This is a genomic window from Duganella sp. CF402 (assembly GCF_900109645.1).
Lineage (GTDB): Bacteria > Pseudomonadota > Gammaproteobacteria > Burkholderiales > Burkholderiaceae_D > Rugamonas.
Window position 1 is genome coordinate 3,675,923 of sequence record NZ_FOBG01000001.1, and the last position, 20,399, is coordinate 3,696,321.

19 protein-coding genes are annotated in these 20,399 nt (G+C 61.7%); 1 reads left to right on the top strand and 18 read right to left on the bottom strand.

What is annotated here, in order from left to right; all coding sequences use genetic code 11:
- Positions 1 to 5: 5 nt before the first annotated feature.
- The 4 genes from BMZ70_RS16505 to BMZ70_RS16520 are packed head-to-tail and all read right to left on the bottom strand — an operon-like array spanning position 6 to position 5,418.
- Positions 6 to 1,220, bottom strand: coding sequence for an NAD(P)/FAD-dependent oxidoreductase (locus tag BMZ70_RS16505; RefSeq protein WP_092276535.1), 1,215 nt, complete (start codon positions 1,218 to 1,220; stop codon positions 6 to 8).
- On the bottom strand, positions 1,217 to 1,564 hold the full coding sequence (gene nirD, locus BMZ70_RS16510) for a nitrite reductase small subunit NirD (RefSeq protein WP_092276538.1): 348 nt from the start codon (positions 1,562 to 1,564) through the stop codon (positions 1,217 to 1,219). The genes BMZ70_RS16505 and nirD overlap by 4 nt, the downstream gene beginning before the upstream one ends.
- 10 nt (positions 1,565 to 1,574) lie before the next feature.
- Positions 1,575 to 4,109 (bottom strand): nitrite reductase large subunit NirB, encoded by a 2,535-nt coding sequence (gene nirB, locus BMZ70_RS16515; RefSeq protein WP_092276541.1) that lies wholly within the window; start codon positions 4,107 to 4,109, stop codon positions 1,575 to 1,577.
- 13 nt (positions 4,110 to 4,122) lie between these two features.
- On the bottom strand, positions 4,123 to 5,418 hold the full coding sequence (locus tag BMZ70_RS16520; RefSeq protein ID WP_092276544.1) for an MFS transporter: 1,296 nt from the start codon (positions 5,416 to 5,418) through the stop codon (positions 4,123 to 4,125).
- Positions 5,419 to 5,726: 308 nt separating this feature from the next.
- Between BMZ70_RS16520 and BMZ70_RS16525 the strand changes: the two genes are divergently transcribed.
- On the top strand, positions 5,727 to 6,083 hold the full coding sequence (locus tag BMZ70_RS16525; RefSeq protein ID WP_092276547.1) for an iron chaperone: 357 nt from the start codon (positions 5,727 to 5,729) through the stop codon (positions 6,081 to 6,083).
- A 1-nt stretch (position 6,084) separates the two neighbouring features.
- Here BMZ70_RS16525 and BMZ70_RS16530 read toward each other — a convergent pair whose 3' ends face one another.
- The 14 genes from BMZ70_RS16530 to hemH all read right to left on the bottom strand — a co-directional run bounded on the left by BMZ70_RS16530 (position 6,085) and on the right by hemH (position 20,398).
- On the bottom strand, positions 6,085 to 6,759 hold the full coding sequence (locus tag BMZ70_RS16530) for a methyl-accepting chemotaxis protein (protein WP_165403460.1): 675 nt from the start codon (positions 6,757 to 6,759) through the stop codon (positions 6,085 to 6,087).
- 16 nt (positions 6,760 to 6,775) lie between these two features.
- Entirely contained in the window at positions 6,776 to 7,576 is an 801-nt protein-coding gene (locus BMZ70_RS16535; RefSeq protein WP_175500783.1) for an ABC transporter ATP-binding protein, read from the bottom strand.
- A gap of 12 nt (positions 7,577 to 7,588) precedes the next feature.
- The gene (ntrB, locus tag BMZ70_RS16540) at positions 7,589 to 8,506 is read right to left on the bottom strand and encodes a nitrate ABC transporter permease (RefSeq protein WP_092276553.1); all 918 of its coding nucleotides are present in this window, start codon (positions 8,504 to 8,506) and stop codon (positions 7,589 to 7,591) included.
- A 15-nt stretch (positions 8,507 to 8,521) separates the two neighbouring features.
- Positions 8,522 to 9,694: a CmpA/NrtA family ABC transporter substrate-binding protein gene (locus BMZ70_RS16545; RefSeq protein WP_092276556.1), complete on the bottom strand. Its 1,173-nt coding sequence runs from the start codon at positions 9,692 to 9,694 to the stop codon at positions 8,522 to 8,524.
- Between the two features lie 357 nt (positions 9,695 to 10,051).
- Positions 10,052 to 10,669, bottom strand: a complete 618-nt coding sequence (locus tag BMZ70_RS16550; RefSeq protein WP_092277918.1) for an ANTAR domain-containing response regulator — start codon at positions 10,667 to 10,669, stop codon at positions 10,052 to 10,054.
- Positions 10,670 to 10,797: 128 nt separating this feature from the next.
- The gene (locus tag BMZ70_RS16555; protein WP_092276559.1) at positions 10,798 to 11,661 is read right to left on the bottom strand and encodes an ABC transporter permease; all 864 of its coding nucleotides are present in this window, start codon (positions 11,659 to 11,661) and stop codon (positions 10,798 to 10,800) included.
- On the bottom strand, positions 11,658 to 12,542 hold the full coding sequence (locus tag BMZ70_RS16560; protein ID WP_092276562.1) for an ABC transporter ATP-binding protein: 885 nt from the start codon (positions 12,540 to 12,542) through the stop codon (positions 11,658 to 11,660). Before BMZ70_RS16560 ends, BMZ70_RS16555 begins: the two co-directional genes overlap by 4 nt.
- A complete protein-coding gene (locus tag BMZ70_RS16565) occupies positions 12,539 to 13,534 on the bottom strand; it encodes an ABC transporter substrate-binding protein (protein ID WP_092276565.1) in 996 nt (331 codons plus the stop codon). Before BMZ70_RS16565 ends, BMZ70_RS16560 begins: the two co-directional genes overlap by 4 nt.
- A 26-nt stretch (positions 13,535 to 13,560) precedes the next feature.
- On the bottom strand, positions 13,561 to 14,430 hold the full coding sequence (locus BMZ70_RS16570) for a TauD/TfdA dioxygenase family protein (RefSeq protein ID WP_092276568.1): 870 nt from the start codon (positions 14,428 to 14,430) through the stop codon (positions 13,561 to 13,563).
- Between the two features lie 89 nt (positions 14,431 to 14,519).
- Entirely contained in the window at positions 14,520 to 15,191 is a 672-nt protein-coding gene (gene can / locus BMZ70_RS16575) for a carbonate dehydratase (RefSeq protein WP_092276571.1), read from the bottom strand.
- An 88-nt stretch (positions 15,192 to 15,279) separates the two neighbouring features.
- Positions 15,280 to 16,404, bottom strand: a complete 1,125-nt coding sequence (gene dnaJ / locus BMZ70_RS16580) for a molecular chaperone DnaJ (protein ID WP_092276574.1) — start codon at positions 16,402 to 16,404, stop codon at positions 15,280 to 15,282.
- 111 nt (positions 16,405 to 16,515) lie between these two features.
- Entirely contained in the window at positions 16,516 to 18,450 is a 1,935-nt protein-coding gene (dnaK, locus tag BMZ70_RS16585; protein WP_092276577.1) for a molecular chaperone DnaK, read from the bottom strand.
- A 74-nt stretch (positions 18,451 to 18,524) separates the two neighbouring features.
- Positions 18,525 to 19,076 carry a nucleotide exchange factor GrpE gene (gene grpE, locus BMZ70_RS16590; protein ID WP_092276579.1) on the bottom strand — a complete coding sequence of 184 codons (552 nt, stop codon included), beginning with the start codon at positions 19,074 to 19,076 and terminating at the stop codon, positions 18,525 to 18,527.
- A gap of 212 nt (positions 19,077 to 19,288) precedes the next feature.
- Entirely contained in the window at positions 19,289 to 20,398 is a 1,110-nt protein-coding gene (hemH, locus tag BMZ70_RS16595; RefSeq protein WP_092276582.1) for a ferrochelatase, read from the bottom strand.
- Between the last annotated feature and the right edge of the window lies 1 nt (position 20,399).

Below are 20,399 nucleotides of genomic sequence, written 5' to 3' on the forward strand. Positions count from 1 at the left end.
TTCCTTCAGGCGGCCCGGTTGGACAGGGCTTCACCAAATAACAGGGTTTGCCGGATTGGCGTAATGTCGGCGCGGTTCTGGATCAAGCCGAAGTACCACGGACCGTCCTTCACGTCGCCATACAGCACGGCGCCGGTGACGCGGCCATCCTTGATCACCAGCCGCTTGTAGACGCCGCGACGCGCATCGCGCAGCACCAGGTCTTCGCTGCCTTCGCCGCCGATGAAATCGCCGACCGAGTACAGATCTACGCCGGTGACTTTCAGGCGCGTCGGCGAGGTCGATTGCACGTAGCGGCGCACGCCGGCGCCGGCCAGGTGGGCGCCGCAAACGCGGGCCTGGTCCCAGATCGGTGCCACGAGGCCGAAGGTGGCGCTGCGGTGCTGCACGCATTCGCCGACGGCATACACGCGCGGATCGTAAGTTTGCAGCGTGTCGTCCACCACGATGGCGCGTTCGCAATGCAGGCCGGCTTCTTTCGCCAGTTCGATGTTGGGACGCACGCCCGCCGTCATCACCACCAGATCCGCCGGGATCTCGGTGCCGTCCTTGAAGCGCACGCCAGTCACGCGGTCCGTGCCGAGAATCGACTCAGTCTGCGCTTCCATCATGAACTTGAGGCCTTTCGCTTCCAGCGCTTTTTGCAGCAGCAGCGCGGCAGGCTTGTCGAGCTGCTGGTTCATCAGCGCATCGGTCACGTGCACCACGGTGACGGACATGCCCTGGCGTTGCAGGCCGTTGGCCGCTTCAAGGCCCAGCAGGCCGCCGCCGATCACCACCGCGTGGCGATGATTGCGCGCCATCGCCAGCATGGTCTCCACGTCCTGAATGTCGCGGAAGGCCAGCACGCCGTCCAGCTTATGGCCCGGCACCGGAATGATAAAGGGCTTGGAACCGGTGGCGATCAGCAGACGGTCATAGCGCACCTCAAGGCCCGACTGCGCGCGCACGACGCGCTTGCGGCGGTCGATGTGTACCACCGGGTCGCCGGCATGCAGCGTGATGTTGTGCTGGACGTACCACTCGCGCGTGTTGAGCATGATGTCGTCGATGCTCTTCTCGCCCGCCAGCACCGGCGACAGCAGGATGCGGTTGTAGTTACCGTGCGGCTCGGCGCCGAACACGGTAATGTCGTACATGTCCGGCGCCAGCTTGTACAGTTCTTCCACCGTACGCATGCCGGCCATGCCGTTGCCAATGACGACCAGCGCGGGTTTCATAAACCTACCCAGATCTTGCCGCCGTCGATACGGGCCGGGTACGTGGCGACCGAGTGTTCCGGCGCTTCCAGGCACTCGCCGGTTTGCAGGTCGAAGTGCTGCTTGTAGATCGGCGAAGCCACCACGATGCGCTCACCCAGCGAACCGACCAGACCGCGCGACAGCACGGAGGCTTCCGAATTCGGATCGTAGTTGTCGATGGCGAACACGCGCGGGCCGCCGTCGTCGACGTGGAACACGGCCACTTGTTCGTCGTTCAGCAGCGCGCACACGCCGGTGTTAGGAACGATATCGTCCAGGTTGCAGACAGCGACCCATTTATCGGTTTGAATATCACGGTGCATAATCTTCTCCTCAAGCTGCCTTGACTGCGATAGGGATAACGCGCTTGCGTTCTTCAATAGTGGCCGGGCGAATCTGGCCGCGTTCTTCCATGAACAGCACGTTCTGGTCGCCCTTGTCGCTGTTGACGAAGTGGCGGAAGCGTTTGCGGGTCTCTGGATTCTCGACCGCTTCTTTCCACTCGCAAGCGTAGGTGCTGACCACGTGCGCCATATCGGCTTCCAGCTCGGCGGCGATGCCCAGTTTGTCATCGATGATGACGCTCTTCAGGTAATCCAGGCCGCCTTCCATGTTTTCGCGCCAGGTGCTGGTGCGCTGCAGGCGGTCACCGGTGCGGCTGTAGAACATCAGGAAGCGGTCGATGTACTGGATCAGCGTTGCCTTATCCAGTTCGGTGGCGATCAGTTCCGCGTGGCGAGGCTTCATGCCGCCGTTGCCGCACACGTACAGGTTCCAGCCTTTTTCGGTGGCGATCACGCCCACGTCCTTGCCCTGCGCTTCGGCGCACTCGCGGGTGCAGCCGGAGACGCCGAACTTGATCTTGTGCGGCGTGCGCAGGCCCTTGTAGCGGTTCTCCAGTTCCACCGCCAGGCCGATCGAATCATCCACGCCGTAGCGGCACCAGGTCGAACCGACGCAGGACTTCACGGTACGCAGCGACTTGCCGTAAGCGTGGCCGGATTCGAAACCGGCGGCGATCAGCTCTTCCCAGATCAGCGGCAACTGCTCAACGCGGGCGCCGAACATGTCGACGCGCGCACCGCCGGTGATCTTGGTGTACAGCCCGTACTTCTTGGCCACCATGCCGACAGCGATCAGGCCATCGGGCGTTACTTCACCGGCCGGCATGCGCGGCACCACCGAGTAGGTGCCGTCCTTCTGGATATTGCCAAGGAAGTAGTCGTTGGTGTCCTGCAGGCTGGCGTGTTCCTTCTTCAGCACGAACTCGTTGTTGATGGTGGCGAGGATGCTGGCGGCCAGCGGTTTGCAAACGTCGCAGCCCAGGCCTTTTCCATGCTTGTGCAGCAAATCGCCGAAGGTGCTGATCTTGCCGACTTTGATCAGGTGGAACAGCTCCTGGCGCGAGTACGCGAAGTGTTCGCACACATGGTTGTTGACTTCCATGCCCTGCTTCTTCATCTCGGCCTTCATCACCTGCGTGACGAGCGGTACGCAGCCGCCGCACGCGGTGCCGGCGGTGGTGCACGACTTCAGTTCACCGATGGTGCAGGCGCCGTTGGCGACAGCGGCGCACAGCTGGCCCTTGGAGATGTTATTGCAGGAGCAGATCTGCGCCGAATCCGGCAACGCATCCACGCCCAGCGCCGGCCTGGCCGCACCGTCCGATTGCGGCAGGATCAGGAACTCCGGCGATTCCGGCAGTTCGATCTTGTTGAGCATCATTTGCAGCAGGGTGCCGTATTCGCTGGCGTCGCCCACCATCACGCCGCCCAGCAGGTATTTGCCGCAACTGGACACCACGATCTTCTTGTAGATCTGTTTGCGCTCGTCGATGAACTGGTAGGAGTGGCTGCCCTCTTCCTTGCCGTGCGGGTCGCCGATCGAGGCCACGTCCACGCCCATCAGTTTCAGCTTGGTGCTCATGTCGGCGCCGGCGAATTCCGCCGCTTCGCCCAGCATGTGTTTCACGGCGACGCGCGCCATTTCATAGCCCGGTGCGACCAGGCCGAAGATCATGCCGCCCCACAGCGCGCACTCGCCGATGGCGTAAACGTGCGGGTCGGAGGTGACGCAGTTGTTGTTGATTTCAATGCCGCCGCGCGGGCCGATGGTCAGGCCGGCTTCTTTCGCCAGCATGTCGCGCGGGCGGATACCGGCCGAGAACACGATCATGTCGGCATCCAGATGGCCGCCGTCGGCGAACTCCATGCGGTGGGTGCCATCCACGCCGTCGACGATGGCGGTGGTGTTTTTACCGGTGTGGACGGTCACGCCCAGTTCTTCGATCTTACGGCGCAGCACACGGCCGCCGCCATCATCGACCTGCACCGCCATCAGGCGCGGCGAGAATTCGACCACATGGGTTTCCAGCTTCATGTCGCGCAGGGCCTTGGCGCATTCGAGGCCGAGCAGGCCGCCGCCGATCACCACGCCGGTCTTCGAACGCTTGCCGCATTCCAGCATCGCTTCCAGATCCTCGATGGTGCGGTAGACGAAGCAGTCCTTGCGCTCCTTGCCCGGCAGCGGCGGCACGAACGGGAACGAGCCGGTGGCGATTACCAGTTTGTCGTAGGCCAGCACTTCGCCGTCGGCGGTGCTGACGGTCTTCGCCTTGGTGTCGATGGCGGTGGCGCGGGTGTTCAGGCGCAGCACCATGCTGTCGTTTTGTTCGAAGAAGCCTGGCTTCACCAGCGACAGGTCTTCGGCCGATTTACCGGAAAAGAATTCGGACAGGTGCACGCGGTCGTAGGCGGGACGCGGCTCTTCGCACAGCACCGTCACTTGCAGGTTCGGCGTGCCGCTATTGGCCAGGCTTTCCAGGAATTTGTGACCTACCATGCCGTGGCCGATGACGATAATTTTCATGATGCGATTCCTATTAAGCGGTGGCGATTGCGGATTGTTCTACGGTGTCGGCGCTGAAGCGTGCGGCCAGCGCGCACAAGGCGGAGATGGCGACCAACACACCGAGGATGCTCAGCGTCTGCTGCACGTCGCCGGTGCCCTTCATCAGGAAGCCGGCTGCGACTGCGCCCACGTTGCCGCCGGCGCCGATGATGCCGGCCACGCCGCCCAAGGCGCGTTTATCGACGAAAGGCACCACGGCGTAAGTCGCGCCGCAAGCCATGTGGGTGAACAGGCCGAAGAACAGCATGGCGGCGATGGCCAGCATGGCGTTACCGGCATGGGCAAACATCAGCAAGCCGGCGCCTTCGCCCAGCATCAGCACAAACAGCAGGGTCACGCGGTTATTCAGGTTACCGGCAGCGGCGAATTTGTCCGACACCCAGCCGCCCAGTGCGCGGGCGAACAGCGCCAGCAAACCGAAGCTGCCTGCCGCCATACCGGCTTGGGCAAGCGTCAGCTTGAAGTGATCGACGTAGTAGGTCGCGGCGATGTTGTGGATGAAGATCTCGATGCCGAAGCAAGCGCCGTAGGTGATGAACAGCAGCCATACGCGGTAGTTGGCAGCGGCCAGCTTGAACGAATCCCAGCCGCCTTTCTTGCCGCCTTCGATGACGATGCCGGCAGCGCGCAGCTCTTTGTAGTTACCTTGCGGGCAGTCTTGCGTGAAGCGGTAGTAGACGCCAGCCATGATGATCATCAGGACGCCCGGCACGATCAGGGCAGCGCGCCAGCCGAAGCCTTCGCCGACGCCCAGCATCACCATCGCGGCCATCAGCAGCGGCATGGCGGCTTGCGCTGCACCGCCGCCGGCGTTGCCCCACCCTGCGGCCGCCGCGTTGGCGGTGCCCACCACTTTCGGTGCGAACATCACCGAGGTGTGGTACTGCGTGATGACGAAGCTGGCGCCGGCCGCGCCGATGGCAAGGCGGAAGAACAGGAAGCTTTCGTAGCTCTGTGCAAAGGCTACACCGATCACCGGGATGGAACCCAGCAGCAGCAAGCCTGTATAGGCTTTGCGCGGGCCGAAGTGGTCGCACAGCGGACCGATAATCAGACGCACGACGATGGTGACTGCAACAGCAGCGATATTGATGTTGGCGATTTGCGCCACCGTCAAACCGAATTCACCTTTAATCACCGGCATCAGCGGCGCGCAGGCGAACCAGGCGAAGAAGCAGACGAAGAACGCCATCCAGGTCAAGTGGAACGCCCGCATCTGAGGCGTTGAAATCGAGAAGAGCTTGATGCTGGTAGCTTTGCTGGCCATTTTTTTATCCCGTTCAGAAAACAAAAAGGCGTCCGCGCAACCGCAGGCCTAAGGCCGGGTTGGGCGGACGCCGTTGTCCTGCCAGTCCGTCCTTGGACCAGCTATGAATTCGTGTGTTTCTGGGAGATCGCCGTTGATCCCTTGCCCTATCCATTGCAAGAGCTGTGCCAGCCCTCAAAAAAGCCCGGCTACAGAGGGAAACGACTAAAAAATGCGGTCTGGCGGGAAGCCGATAAAATTGGTGCACTGCGATGTTGCGGTGCACAGCGCACGCTATCGGTGCAACAAGATGGTGCTATCCTCCCGATATGAGCGCTGCTAAATTTGAAACGATTGACGCCTACCTGGCGTCTGTGGATGAGACCAAGGCCGGAACCCTTCGGTCCATCATCGACTTTGTCCTCGCCGAGTTCCCGGCGCTCGATGTCAAGATGGCCTGGAACGTCCCGCATATTCATCGGGACGGCCAGTATGTGATGGGACTTGCCGCCTATAAGAAGCACCTGACAGTTTCACCGTGGAGCGTGTTTGTCATGGAGGACTTCAAGGCGCGTCTCGCGCCGCTGGTCGTGTTCAAGAACTGCTTCCAGATCCCCGTCGACTGGGAAATCGACCGGGATCTCCTGCGCGACCTGGTACGCGCACGGCTGGCGGAACTGGCCTGATTCACCCCGCCGCAGCCAACGCGGCGGCCACCATCTCGTCGATTTCGCCGCTGATGTTGGAGAGGACGCCCGCCACCACCGAGAATTCCTTGCCCGCCTGCCCTGCGCGCGCCGCGACGATGCGGGCGTTGAAGGCCACCATGCGCGCCTGGCGGTTGATGGTTTCAATATCGGTAATCACGCCGCGCAATTGTTTTTTCATCAGTCTTGCATGCAGCTTGGCCTGTTCTTCATAGATGCCGGTGATCTGGTTCAGGATCGCCAGCGTGGGCGTAGTGATGCGCACCAGCTCCGCCAGCAATTCGGCACTGTCACTGGCGTCGTTGCCAATCGCGCGCAGCGTGCGCTCGGCCAGGTCGGCAAACGCCGTGATGGCGCGGTCGCCTTGCGGCTTGCCGAAGTAGGCCTGCTCCAGCTCCGGGCAGAACACGCCCGGCAAGCCGTCGCCATCGGTCAGCAGCGATTTGTGCGCCCCACGGAACAGTGCCAGCGCTTCCTGCGCTATCGCCGCCGCGCCGTCCTGCTGCTGCGATGCCAGCACGGCGTACAGCACCAGCCGCTGCGAGGTGAAGCGACGACGCCCGGACAGATTGATCAGGGCGCCGAAGACTTCTCCCGGCAAAGGCTTGCCGCCGTGGGATCCGGCAGCGGGTGCGATAGGCGCGTGCATGTGCATCTTGGTTCTCCTTTGGTTAAGCGGCTTTGGCGGGATGCGCTTGTTTCCGATACAGGAATTCCAGCACCGCGGTGCGGTACTCCATGTACCGTGCATCCGATGCCAGCGCCACGCGGTCGCGTGGACGCTCCAGCTGCACATCGACGATTTCGCCGATGGTGGCGGCCGGGCCGTTGGTCATCATGACGATGCGGTCGGACAGCAGCACCGCTTCGTCTACATCGTGCGTCACCATCACCACCGTGGACTTGGTGGCGGCGACAATCTTCAACAGTTCATCCTGCAGGTGGGCGCGGGTCAGTGCGTCCAGTGCGCCGAACGGTTCGTCCATCAGCAGCACTTTCGGCTCCATCGCCAGCGCACGGGCGATGCCGACACGCTGCTTCATGCCGCCCGAAATTTCATGCGGGCGCTTGGTTTCAGCGGGCGTCAGGCCCACCAGCGCCAGCGCGGCCAGCGTGCGTTCCTTGAGCTGCGCCTTGGTTTCAGTCGCGCCGAACACGCGCTCCACACCGAGGTAGATGTTTTCGTAGCAGGTCAGCCAAGGCAGCAGCGAATGGTTCTGGAACACCACCGAGCGTTCCGGCGACGGGCCGGCGATCTCGCGGTTGGCGCACAGCAGCACGCCGTCGGTCGGCTTGAGCAGGCCGGCGATCAGGTTGAGCAGGGTGGACTTGCCGCAGCCCGAGTGGCCGATCAGCGTGATGAATTCGCCCTTGGCGACTTTCAGGTCGATTTCACGCAGCGCGTGGAATACACCCTTCTTGGTGTGGAATACCATCTCCACGCCTTCGATATCGATGAATTTATCTTCCATGATCGCCGCTCCTTAGTTGGACACTTGTTCGTAGGTGAAGGCACGGGCCAGCGCCACCAGCGCCTGCTCGAGCAGCAAGCCAACCAGGCCGATGGCGCCGATGGCGATGATGATGTGCGGGACGTTCAAGTTGTTCCACTCGTCCCACACCCAGAAGCCGATACCTACGCCGCCGGTCAGCATTTCGGCCGCGACGATCACCAGCCACGCGGTGCCGATCGACAGGCGCACGCCGGTCAGCACGAACGGCAGCGCCGATGGCAGCAGGATCTTGGTCAGGATCTTCCACTCGGACAGGTTGAGTACCCGCGCCACGTTCATGTAATCCTGCGGCACGCGCTGCACGCCGATGGCAGTGTTGATAATCATCGGCCAGATCGAGCAGATGAAGATCGACCAGATCGCGGCAGGGTTGGCGGACTTGAACACCAGCAGGCCAATCGGCAGCCAGGCCAGCGGCGACACGGGTTTAAGCAGGCTGATAATCGGGCCGAACATGGCGCCGACAAACTGCACACGGCCAATCAGGAAACCCAGTGGAATTCCCACCAGCGCCGCAAGGCCGAAGCCCACACCCACGCGCTGCAGGGACGCCAGCAGGTTCCAGCCGATGCCCTGGTCGTTAGGGCTGTTGCGATAGAACGGATCGGAGAACAGCTTGATCGCTTCTTCCAGCGTGGCCGCCGGCGTCGGGAATGAACTGTTCTTCACGGTGATGATCTGCCAGACCAGCACCAGCAAGGCGGCGCCCAGCAACGGGGCGACGATTTTCAGCGCGGTCGAGGAGATCTGTGCGCGCACACGCGCCGTGGTGTTGGCGGCCAGCGGACGGCGTGGGCGGCGCGGGGATGTGGCTGGTGCGGCTGGTGCAGCGGCAGCGACGGCAGCGACGACTGGTTCGGCGCTGTCGGGTTTGAGCATGGCGTTCATGGCATCCTCCGGTCATCAGGCTTTGATCTTGAACGAGGCGGCGAACGCTTTCGGGTTCTTGCCGTCCCACACGGAACCATCCATCATCTTCGACGTACGCAGCGGGCTCTTAGGCACCGGCGTCTTGGTCATGGTGGCAGCGTCCTTGTACAAATCGATCTGGTTGACCGAGGTGGCCACCGCCAGATAATCAGGATCGTCCTTCAGCAAGCCCCAGCGGCGGTGCTGCGTCATGAACCACATGCCGTCCGACAGGTACGGGAAGTTGACCGCGCCTTCGTTATAGAACTTCATGTGATTCGGATCGTCCCAGGTCTTGCCCAGGCCATTCTGGTAGCGGCCCATGATGCGCTGGTCGATCGCATCCTTGCTGGTGTTGACGTAGGATTTATCGGCGATGGTTTCAGCCATCTTGTTCTTGTTGGCCAGCGAGGAGTCGATCCACTTGCCCGCCTCGAGGATCGCGGCCATCATGGCGCGGCAGGTGTTCGGATATTTCTTGGCAAATTCCAGCGTGGAGCCCAGCACCTTCTCCGGGTGGTCCTTCCAGATTTCCTGGGTGGTGGTGGCGGTGATGCCGACACCGTCCATGATGGCGCGGTGATTCCACGGCTCGCCCACGCAGAAGCCGTCCATATTCCCGACGCGCATATTGGCCACCATCTGCGGCGGCGGTACGGTGATCACCTTGGCGTCCTTCATCGGGTTGATGCCATTGGCTGCCAGCCAGTAGTACAGCCACATGGCGTGAGTACCGGTCGGGAAGGTCTGCGCGAAGGTGTATTCGCGCGGGTCGCTGCGCATCAGCTTTGCCAGCGAGGCGCCATCGACGCCGCCCTTGTCCGCTACTTTTTTCGACAGCGTGATGGCCTGGCCGTTGTTATTGAGGCCCATCAGCACCGCCATGTCCTTCTTCTGGCCGCCGATGCCCATCTGGACGCCGTAAAGCAGGCCATACAACACATGGGCCGCATCGAGATCGCCGTTGGACAGCTTGTCGCGCACGCCGGCCCAAGAGGCTTCCTTGCTCAGCACGAACTTGACGCCGTACTTCTTGTCGAATCCCAGCACCGAGGCCATCACCACGGAGGCACAGTCGGTCAGCGGAATAAAGCCGATCTTGATTTCCTCCTTCTCCGGCTTATCCGAACCTGCTGCCCATACGCCCCCCGTCGACAATCCCAACATGCTCCCCCCCGCTACAAGACCTGCACCATGAATGATTTTTCTGCGTGTTTCGTTAACTGCTTCCGGCTTTTCTGTACCCAGCTTCTTGTAGTTCATGGTGATTCCCTTCTTGTAGTCGTCGATAACTAAGAGCCAAAAAAAACGCCTACCCTCACGAAACGAATTCATGATTGGTAGACGTCGTTGTCTGGTGGGCCCTACCGCCGTTGGCAGGGCGCATCCGCGCAGCATTGCGCTTGCTTACAGCTATGCAATGTCCGTGCCAGCGGCTTTACAGGGGGAAAGAGGTATTTTTGCGCAAAAAAAATGCACCGCTTTTGCGCGGTGCATCATTTTGGGTGGGCGTTTTTAGCCCTTTTAGCCCAAAAGGTCTTCGACGTCGAGAATGCGCTGTGCCACTTCGGACAACTTGAGGTTCTTGCTCATCGCCATCGAACGCAGCTTTTGGTAGGCCTGCTCCTCGGTGAAGCGCTGGCGCTCCATCAGCAGGCCCTTGGCGCGCTCGATCACCTTGCGCTCGGCCAGCTTGCTCTTGGTGTCGCTGAGCTCTTCCAGCAGCTTCTGCTCGCGCCTGAACTGGGCCAGCGCCACCTGCAGCACCGGTTTGATGCGCTCGCCCTGCAGGCCTGCCACGATGTAGGCCGACACGCCGGCTTCGACGGCGGCTTCCATGCTTTCCGGATCCTGGTCTTCGGTGAACATGACGATGGGGCGGCGCTCGTCGCGGGTGGCGATCACCACGTGTTCCAGCACATCGCGCGCGTCCGACTCGGCGTCGACGATGATCATGTCGGGCTGCAGCTGGGCGATGCGCTCGGGCAGATACATGTCCGGCGGCAGCGACGCGATGATGTCATAGCCGGCTTCCAGCAAGCCGATGCGCAGCACCCGCGCCCGTTCGGCCTGCGCATGCAGCGCTTCGTCATCCTCGTCATGGATGACGGTGTTGATGACAACGATACGCAAATTGGGCATGGCCGGCTTACGCATGGGAGTGGGTCATGACACTGCGGCAAGCAAGAATCAAACCAGTAGTTGGGATGTGCATTTGCAGATTTTACGGCACAACGCACAATTTCTGCCAGCCTCGCTCCCGGACCTACCTACCTTTGCATGCCCCAGCGCCGTATCGTCAGCGTTTCCAGTGGACGAAATACCACGTTGTCTACGAGCAACCCGATCAGGATGACAGCGGCCAGTCCAGCGAACACTTTGTCGGTGTAGAGCTCGTTGCGGTTCTGGAAGATGTACCAGCCGAGGCCGCCCTGCCCTGCGGTGGTGCCGAACACCAGCTCGGCGGCGATCAGGGTACGCCAGGCGAAGGCCCAGCCGATCTTCAGGCCGGAGACGATCGACGGCAGCGCGGCCGGCACCAGGATGTGCAGCACGAAGCGCAGGCCGCTCAGGCCGTAGTTGCGGCCGGCCATGCGCAGGGTCTCGGGCACGGACTGGAAGCCGGCGTAGGCGCCCAGCGCCAGCGGCCACAGCACGGCGTGCACAATCACGAACAGCAGGCTGGCTTTGCCGAGGCCGAACCACAGCAGCGCCAGCGGCAGCAGGGCGATGGCGGGCAATGGGTTGAACATGGCGGTCAGCGTTTCCAGCAGGTCGCGACCGATGCGGGTGGATGCGGCCAGCGCGGTCAGGGCGAAGGCGGCGAGGATGCCGATCACATAGCCCTGCAACAGGACGGTGAGCGAGACGCGCACGCGGTCGAGCAGCTCGCCGCTGGCAATGCCTTCCGCGAAGGCTTGCGCGGTTTGCAGGAAGGTTGGCAGCAGCAAGTCGTTGTTCTGCCAGCGCGCGATGGCTTCCCACACGGCGGCCAGCAATGCGAGGATGACGGTTTTGCGCAGCCAACCCTGCTGCCAGGCGTTGCGCGCCAGCGGCGCAGCAGCCTGCAAGGCCGGCGGCGTGACCGTATATTCTCGCTCCTGCCGGATCGGCGGATCCAAGACGAGGCTCATAACGCCACCCCGTCGTCCCGGCGGAGGCCGGGACCCATAGAACGCTTGCTGGCACGCTCAGCATGGGCACCGGCGTCCGCCGGTGCGACAACGGTAGGTGCGACGGTGTCGCCAAACAGCAAGCCATGAATCCGCTGCGAGGCCGCCTGAAACTCCGCACTCCCCGCACTCGCCAGATCAAACTGATGGCTATTCAACTCCGCCCGCACCTGCCCCGGATGCGGCGACAGCAACAAGATCCGATTCCCCACCACCAGCGCCTCCTCAATCGAATGCGTAACAAACAGCAGCGTAAACCGCAACTCTTCCCACAAGCGCCCCAACTCCTCCTGCATCTTGCGCCGCGTGAGCGCATCGAGCGCCGCGAACGGCTCGTCCATCAACAGCACCTCCGGCTGCATCGCCAACGCGCGTGCAATCGCCACGCGCTGCTTCATGCCGCCGGACAGCGTGTGCGGATGCGCGTCTTCAAATCCGCTCAAGCCCACCTTGGCGATCCAGTGCATGGCCCGCTCGGCCGCTTCGTGACGGCTCACCCGCTTGGTCGCCAGCAGCGGGAACATCACATTCTCCTTCACCGTCTTCCACGGCGGCAGCTGGTCGAACTCCTGGAACACCACGATGCGATCCGGCCCCGGCCCGCGCACCTCCGCGCCGTTGACGCTGATACTGCCCGCCGCCGGCTGGATAAAGCCCGCCACCGCCTTCAGCAGCGACGACTTGCCGCAGCCCGAAGGCCCCAGCAGCACAAAGCGATCGCCGCGATACACATCGAAGCTGACATCGTGCGTTGCGCGCGTGCCGCCGTATTCCAGGCTCACGCCATCGGCGCGCAGCAAGGGTTGGATACCGCCCGTTGGGCTGACGATCTGCAGGCTCATGACCCGGCCGCCACCACAGGATCGTCAAAGAAGTAATCGCGCCAGCTGGCAGGCTGCTTCTTGATCGCGCCGACGCGGTACAGGAACTGCGCCAGCCCATACGTGTTCTGCGGCGCCACGCTGAAATTCACCTGCGGATTCTTGATGATTTTTAAAAGCAGATCGCGATCCACCTTGGCCTTGCTGATGCGCAGATAGGTATCGGCCGCGCCTTCAGGATTCTTGGCGATGTACTGCGCCGCTTCCGCCAATGCAGCGGTGAAGGCACGATACGTCTTCGGATTCTCGTTGCGGAACTTCTCGGTCGCGTACAGCACCGTGGCCGAACTCGGACCGCCCAGCACATCGTAGGAATTCAAAATGATGCGCGCATTCGGATTTGCAGCCAGCTCCTGCTCCTGGAACGGCGGATTGCCAAAGTGCCCGTTAATCTCCGTACCGCCAGCAATGACGGCTGCCGTTGCATCCGGGTGCGGAAGCGTTTGCGTGAATTTATCCAGACGCGCAAACTCCTTGTCGCCCCACTGCTTGGCCGCCGCGTACTGCAAGATGCGCGACTGCACCGACACCGTCACCGCCGGCAGCGCGATGCGATCCTTCTCGCTCAGGTCCGCGATCGACTTCACCTTCGGATTGGTGCTCACCAGGTAGTAAGGGAAGCTGCCCAGCGACGCCACGCCCTTCACATTCTGCTTGCCGTTGGTACGGTCCCAGATCGTCAGCAGCGGGCCGACGCCGGCGCCGGCGATATCGATGGCGCCCGACAGCAGCGCATCATTCACCGCCGAGCCACCAGACAACTGCAAGCGCTCCACCGTGATATCGACGCCGAGCTTCTTGCCCTGCTTCTCGATCAATTGCTGGTCCTGCGCGACGTTGAGCAGCAGGTACACCACGCCGAACTGCTCGGCGATACGGATGCGTCCCTCGGCCTGCGCCGGTGCGGCGGCAGCGAGCGACAAGGCGAGAACGGCGGCGGTCAATCTGAACATGGTGATCCTCTGTGGGTGACAGTGAATTAGAAAGGCACATCGCCTTCGATGGTGGTGCGATACAGCTTGCGGCGCAGATGATCGGGCGTGCCGCCGGCAAGGTGCATCAGCGAACGGTTATCCCAGAACACCAGATCATGCGGCGCCCAGCGATGGCGATACACATGCTCCGGCTTCACGCTGTGCGCGAACAACTCGGCCAGCAGCGCGCGGCTCTCGTCCTCGGGAATGCCGACGATGCGGGTGGTGAAATGCTCGCTGACGAACAGCGCCTTGCGTCCGGTCTCCGGGTGCGTGCGCACCACCGGATGCAGCACCGGCTTGACCTCATCGATCTGTGCCTGCGTCAGGGCCGGGCGGAACGGGCTGCGGCGGCGCAGCTCTTCATACTGCGCCAGATAGCTATGCTCGGCGCGTGCGCCTTGCACCGCATGGCGCAGCGCAGCCGGCAGCGTGTCGTAGGCGAGATGCATATTGGCGAACAGCGTATCGCCGCCTTCCAGCGGCAGCTCCTGCGCGTGCAGCATGGAGCCCAGGCTGGGCGTCTCTTTGTATGAAAGGTCCGAGTGCCAGAAATGGCCGGCGTCGCCCAGGCCGAGCGGCTTGCCGTTCTCGATGATGTTGGAAATGATCAGCACTTCCGGATGGGAAGGCAGCTGGAAATTGCGCAGCACATGGATCTGCAGCGGCCCGAAGCGGCGGCTGAAATCGACCTGCTGTTGCGGCGTGATGCGCTGGTCGCGGAACACCAGCAGATGGTGATCCAGATGCGCCTTGTGTATGCGTTGGAAGTCCCGCTGCGGCAGCGGGCGGTTCAGGTCAAGCCCGATAATCTCCGCGCCCAGCGGCGCATCGAACAGCTCGACCTGAAAAGAATCCTGAAGAACGGCAGCCATGACACACTCTCTCGTAAAGATGTGCCATACAGTCTATGCCGCCGTCCTTATTTAGAAAACGAAGCTTATCCGATATCGTTATGCGGATTTTAGACGGCTTCGTACTTCGCCAGGCGCTGCTGTACTGCCGGGGCCAGCTGGTCCAGCGCGCTGACGGCGAGGCCCATGTCTTGCAGCTTGCCGTCGTTGATGCCGTAGACCCAGCCGTGCACGGTCAGTTCCTGGCCACGGTCCCAGGCGTCGCGCACGATGGTGGTCTGGACCACGTTGTTAACTTGCTCGACCACGTTCAGTTCCACCAGGCGCTCCGAACGCTTCTGTTCGTTGACCACGCTGCCCAGGTAGCGCTCGTGCTTCTGGTTGACGTCGTACACATGGCGCAGCCAGTTGTCGACCAGGCCGACGCGGGCGCCGGTCATGGCGGCGTGCACGCCTTTGCAGCCGTAGTGGCCGACCACGATCACGTGCTTGACCTTCAGCACTTCCACCGCAAACTGCAGCACCGACAGGCAGTTCAGGTCCGAGTGCACCACCACGTTGGCGATGTTGCGGTGAACGAAGACGTCGCCTGGCGCCAGGCCCAGCAGTTCATTCGCCGGCACGCGGCTGTCCGAGCAACCGATCCACAGGTATTCCGGCGCGGCCTGGGTGGCCAGGCGGTTGAAGAAGTCCGGGTCGCGTTCCACTTCCGAGGCGGCCCACTGACGGTTGTTCTCCAACAGGTGACGCAGGGGGGATGTGCTGTTTTTCAGGGTTTCCATGATGCTCCTCTCGTACATAAGAAGACCGCCGGTCTGCAAAAAACGCAGCGCGGCGGTCTGGATATTACCGATTTAACGTAACGGTGAATTACTCAAAAAAGTCCTTCACTTTGTCACGCCAGGTCTTCGTCTGCGGGCTGTGCTTGGCGCCGCCCTCAGTGGTCGATTTCTCAAATTCGCGCAGCAGTTCCTTCTGCTTCTCGGTCAGCTTGACCGGGGTCTCGACTGCCACGTGACAGAACAGGTCGCCCGCGAAGCCGGAACGCACGCCTTTGATGCCCTTGCCTTTGAGGCGGAAGGTCTTGCCCGACTGGGTGCCTTCAGGAATCGTAAACGATACTTTACCAGACAAGGTCGGCACTTCGATTTCGCCGCCCAAGGCCGCCTTGGCGAACGAGATCGGCATTTCGCAGTGCAGGTCGTCGCCTTCGCGCTGGAACACCGGATGCGGCTTGATGTGGATTTCCACGTACAAGTCGCCCGACGGCCCGCCATTGGTGCCCGGTTCGCCGTTGCCGGACGAACGGATACGCATGCCGTTGTCGATACCGACCGGGATCTTCACTTCCAGCGTCTTGTTGCGCTTGATGCGGCCCTGGCCCGAGCATGCGGCGCATGGCTCAGGAATGATCTTGCCGGTGCCGTGGCATTTCGGGCAGGTCTGCTGGATGCTGAAGAAGCCCTGCTGCATGCGCACCTGGCCGTGGCCGGCGCAGGTCGAGCAGGTCACCGGCGAGGTGCCCGGCTTGGCGCCGGAACCGTGGCAGGTGTCGCACTTGTCCCACGACGGCACGCGGATGGTGGTGTCGAAGCCGTGCGCCGCCTGTTCCAGCGTGATCTCGAGGTTGTAGCGCAGGTCGGCGCCACGGTACACCTGCGGGCCCTGGCTGCGGCCGCGGCCGCCGCCAAAGATGTCGCCAAAGATGTCGCCAAAAGCGTCACCAAAGCCGCCCGCGCCGCCAAAGCCGCCACCGCCGCCCATGTTCGGATCGACGCCGGCGTGACCATAGCGGTCATACGCTTCGCGCTTCTCCGGATTGGTCAGCATTTCGTAGGCTTCTTTGACTTCCTTGAATTTCTCTTCCGCGTCCTTGCTGTCCGGATTGCGGTCCGGATGGTACTTCATAGCCAGTTTGCGATAGGCCTTCTTGATCTCGTCTTCGGTTGCATTCTTTGCGAGACCGAGTACCTCGTAGAAATCACGCTTTGCCATATTGTCGTAACCTTGCTTATATTCTGTACTGTTTTATGCGAAAAAGCCGAGCCGGCGGCATGGCCACGCGGCTCGGCAATTTGTTATCCCCGCCGGGGGCGGGGATAACGATTACTTGCTGTCTTTGACTTCTTTGAAGTCAGCGTCCACCACGTCGTCCTGCGGCTTGGCTTGCTCGCCGCCTGGGGCCGCGCCTTCAGCACCGCCAGCAGCTTGCTGCGCTTGCATGTCGGCGTACATCTTCTCGCCCAGCTTCTGCGAAGCGGTCGACAGTGCGGCCACTTTGGCGTCGATCTCGGCCTTGTCGCCCGACTTGATCGAGGCTTCCAGGTCGTTGATCGCAGCTTCGATCTTCTCTTTCTCGCCGGCTTCCAGCTTGTCGCCGTATTCGGTCAGCGATTTGCGGGTCGAGTGCACCAGCGCGTCGGCTTGGTTGCGCGACTCAGCCAGTTCTTTCACTTTCTTGTCTTCCTCGGCGTTGACTTCAGCGTCTTTCACCATTTTCTGGATTTCCGCTTCGGTCAGGCCCGAGTTGGCCTTGATCGTGATCTTGTTCTCTTTGCCGGTGGCCTTGTCTTTCGCGCCGACGTGCAGGATGCCGTTGGCGTCGATGTCGAAGGTCACTTCGATCTGTGGCGTGCCGCGTGCTGCTGGCGGGATGCCTTCCAGATTGAATTCGCCCAGGCCTTTGTTACCGGCGGCGATTTCGCGCTCACCCTGATACACCTTGATGGTCACGGCTGGCTGGTTGTCGTCAGCGGTCGAGAACACTTGCGAGAACTTGGTCGGAATCGTGGTGTTCTTGTGGATCATCTTGGTCATCACGCCGCCCAGGGTTTCGATACCCAGCGACAGCGGGGTCACGTCCAGCAGCAGCAAGTCTTTGCGCTCGCCCGACAGCACCGAACCTTGAATTGCGGCGCCGACGGCCACGGCTTCGTCCGGGTTCACGTCCTTGCGTGGATCCTTGCCGAAGAACTCTTTCACTTTCTCTTGCACCTTCGGCATACGGGTCATACCGCCGACCAGGATGATGTCGTCGATGTCCGATACTTTGACGCCCGCATCTTTGATCGCGGTTTTGCATGGCTCGATGGTGGCGTTGATCAGCTCTTCCACCAGCGATTCCAGCTTGGCGCGGGTCATCTTCAGGGTCAGGTGGACCGGCGCGCCGTTCGCCATTGCGATGTACGGCTCGTTGATTTCGGTCTGCTGCGACGACGACAGTTCGATCTTCGCGCGCTCAGCCGAAGCCTTGATGCGCTGCAGGGCGATCGGGTCTTTTTTCAGATCCAGGCCGTTGACCTTCTTGAACTCTTCGATGATGTAGTCGATCACGCGCTGGTCGAAGTCTTCGCCGCCCAGGAAGGTGTCGCCGTTGGTCGACAGCACTTCGAACTGCTTCTCGCCATCCACGTCGGCGATTTCAATGATCGACACGTCGAAGGTACCGCCGCCCAAGTCGTACACGGCGATCTTGCGGTCGCCCTTTTCGGTCTTGTCCAGGCCGAACGCCAGTGCCGCTGCGGTTGGTTCGTTGATGATGCGCTTGACGTCCAGGCCAGCGATGCGGCCGGCGTCTTTGGTTGCCTGGCGCTGCGAGTCGTTGAAGTACGCCGGTACGGTGATGACGGCCTCGGTGACTTCTTCACCCAGGTAGTCTTCCGCGGTTTTCTTCATTTTGCGCAGCACTTCCGCCGAAATTTGCGGAGGAGCCAGTTTCTTGTCGCGCACGCCGATCCATGCATCGCCGTTGTCGGCTTTGGTGATCGAGTAAGGCATCAGGCCGATGTCCTTCTGCACTTCCTTCTCGTCGAACTTACGACCGATCAGGCGTTTTACCGCGAACAGGGTGTTTTTTGGGTTGGTCACAGCCTGGCGTTTCGCCGGTGCGCCGACCAGGATTTCGCCATCGTCTTGGTAAGCAATGATGGATGGCGTCGTGCGCGCGCCTTCGGCGTTTTCGATCACCTTAGGCTGGCCATTTTCCATGACGGAAACGCAGGAGTTGGTGGTTCCCAAATCGATACCGATAATACGACCCATGATTTTTTTCCTTATTTGCTAAAGTTCAGATGGTACTAATATGTGGAAAAGCGCTTTGTTTTCAAGAGCTTTAGTTACTTTGCTTGCGCTGCGGTGACGATGGCCGGACGCAGCAGGCGGTCGGCGATCATATAACCTTTTTGCAGCACGGCAACAACGGTATTGGCTTCCTGGTCGGCAGGCACCACGGCCACGGCCTGGTGCTTGTTCGGGTCCAGTTTTTCGCCCTGGGCCGGTTCAATGGCGATCAGGCGGTTGCGTTCGAAGGCCGCAGACAGCTGTTTCAGCGTCATTTCCACGCCTTCCTTCAGCGATTCCAGGGTTGGCGCTTCGACTTTCAGCGCCATTTCCAGGCTGTCTTTCACCGGCACCAGTGCTTCGGCAAAGCTTTCTACCGCAAACTTGTGGGCCTTGGACACGTCTTCCTGGGCGCGGCGGCGGATGTTTTCACCGTCGGCTTTGGCGCGCATGAAAGCGTCGTGCATTTCAGCCAGTTTGGCTTCGGTGGCGGCCAGCTGTTCTTCCAGCGATGGCAGACCGGCTTCCGGGGTCGATGGTGGGGCCGACGCAGCGGCTTCAGCCGCCTCTGGATTAGGTGGTACGGCTTGGTTTTCCTGATCTTGCATCTAGAGACTCCTACAATCGTATTTGTTTGACATTACTTTTGTTACCGCTGTGGCAGCAAATGGGGCAATAACCTACGATTTCAAGGGTTTATTTTGCCTGCCATTTCGACAACACGAGCTTGTATCAGGCGGCTATTTTAACAGGCTGGCACTCGTCACCCGCAAGTGCTGATTGCCGGGTGACGGTGTGGTAAGGGCGGGAATGTTGCTTTTCAGTCGGCGGCGCCGAGCTGCAGGGCGGCGGCGCGGCCGGCTTCTGCCTCTTTTTTCAGCGCCTCGCGCTGCGATGGCGCGAGCTGGGTCGGCCAGCCGATGATGTGCTGCTCGGCGATCTCGGCCAGCGCGGCAATCCAGGCCGGCGATTCGTTCAGGCACGGGATGTAGTGGTACTCGCGGCCGCCGTTCGTTTCAAAGTCATGGCGCACTTCCATGTTGATCTCTTCCAGCGTTTCCAGGCAATCGCTGATGAAGCCGGGACAGATCACGTCGATGCGCTTGACGCCGTCGCGCGCCAGCTGGGCCACGGTGGGCGCGGTGTACGGCTGCAGCCATTCGGCCTTGCCGAAGCGCGACTGGAAAGTGACCACGTACTGGTCCGGCGTCAGCTTGAGGGCGGCGGCCAGCAGGCGCGCGGTTTTCAGGCATTCGCAGTGGTAGGGGTCGCCCAGCATCAGGGTGCGCTTGGGCACGCCGTGGAAACTCATCACCAGCTTTTCCGGCTTGCCGTGCTGCTCCCAATGGTTGAGCACGGATTGCCGGAGGGCGCGGATGTAGCCTTCGTGGTCGTGGTAGTTGCGCACGAAGCGCAGTTCCGGGATGTTGCGCACCGAGCCGTAGTGCTGGAACACGGCGTCGTAGATCGAACCGGTGGTGGTGCCTGAGTATTGCGGATAGGCCGGCAGCACCAGGATGCGGTCGGCACCGTCTTGCTTCAGCTTGGCCAGTACCTCCGGCAGGGAAGGCGAGCCGTAGCGCATCGCCATCTCGACGCTCAGGTCCTGATGGCCGCGCTCGCCAAGCGCGCCGCGCAGGTACAGCGCCTGGGCGGCGGTGTGGGTGCGCAGCGGTGAACCTTCGCGGGTCCAGATCGAGGCGTATTTCTTGGCCGACTGGCCGGAGCGGAACGGCAGGATGATGAGGTTGAGGATGAACCACCAGACAGCGCGGGGAATCTCCACCACGCGCGGGTCGGACAGGAACTGCTTGAGGTAGCGGCGCACTGCGGAAGCCGTCGGTGCATCCGGCGTGCCCAGGTTCACCAGAACGATAGCGCTGCGGCCAACAACACCGTGCTTGTGGGGAGGTTCTTTTTGGAAGGTCATG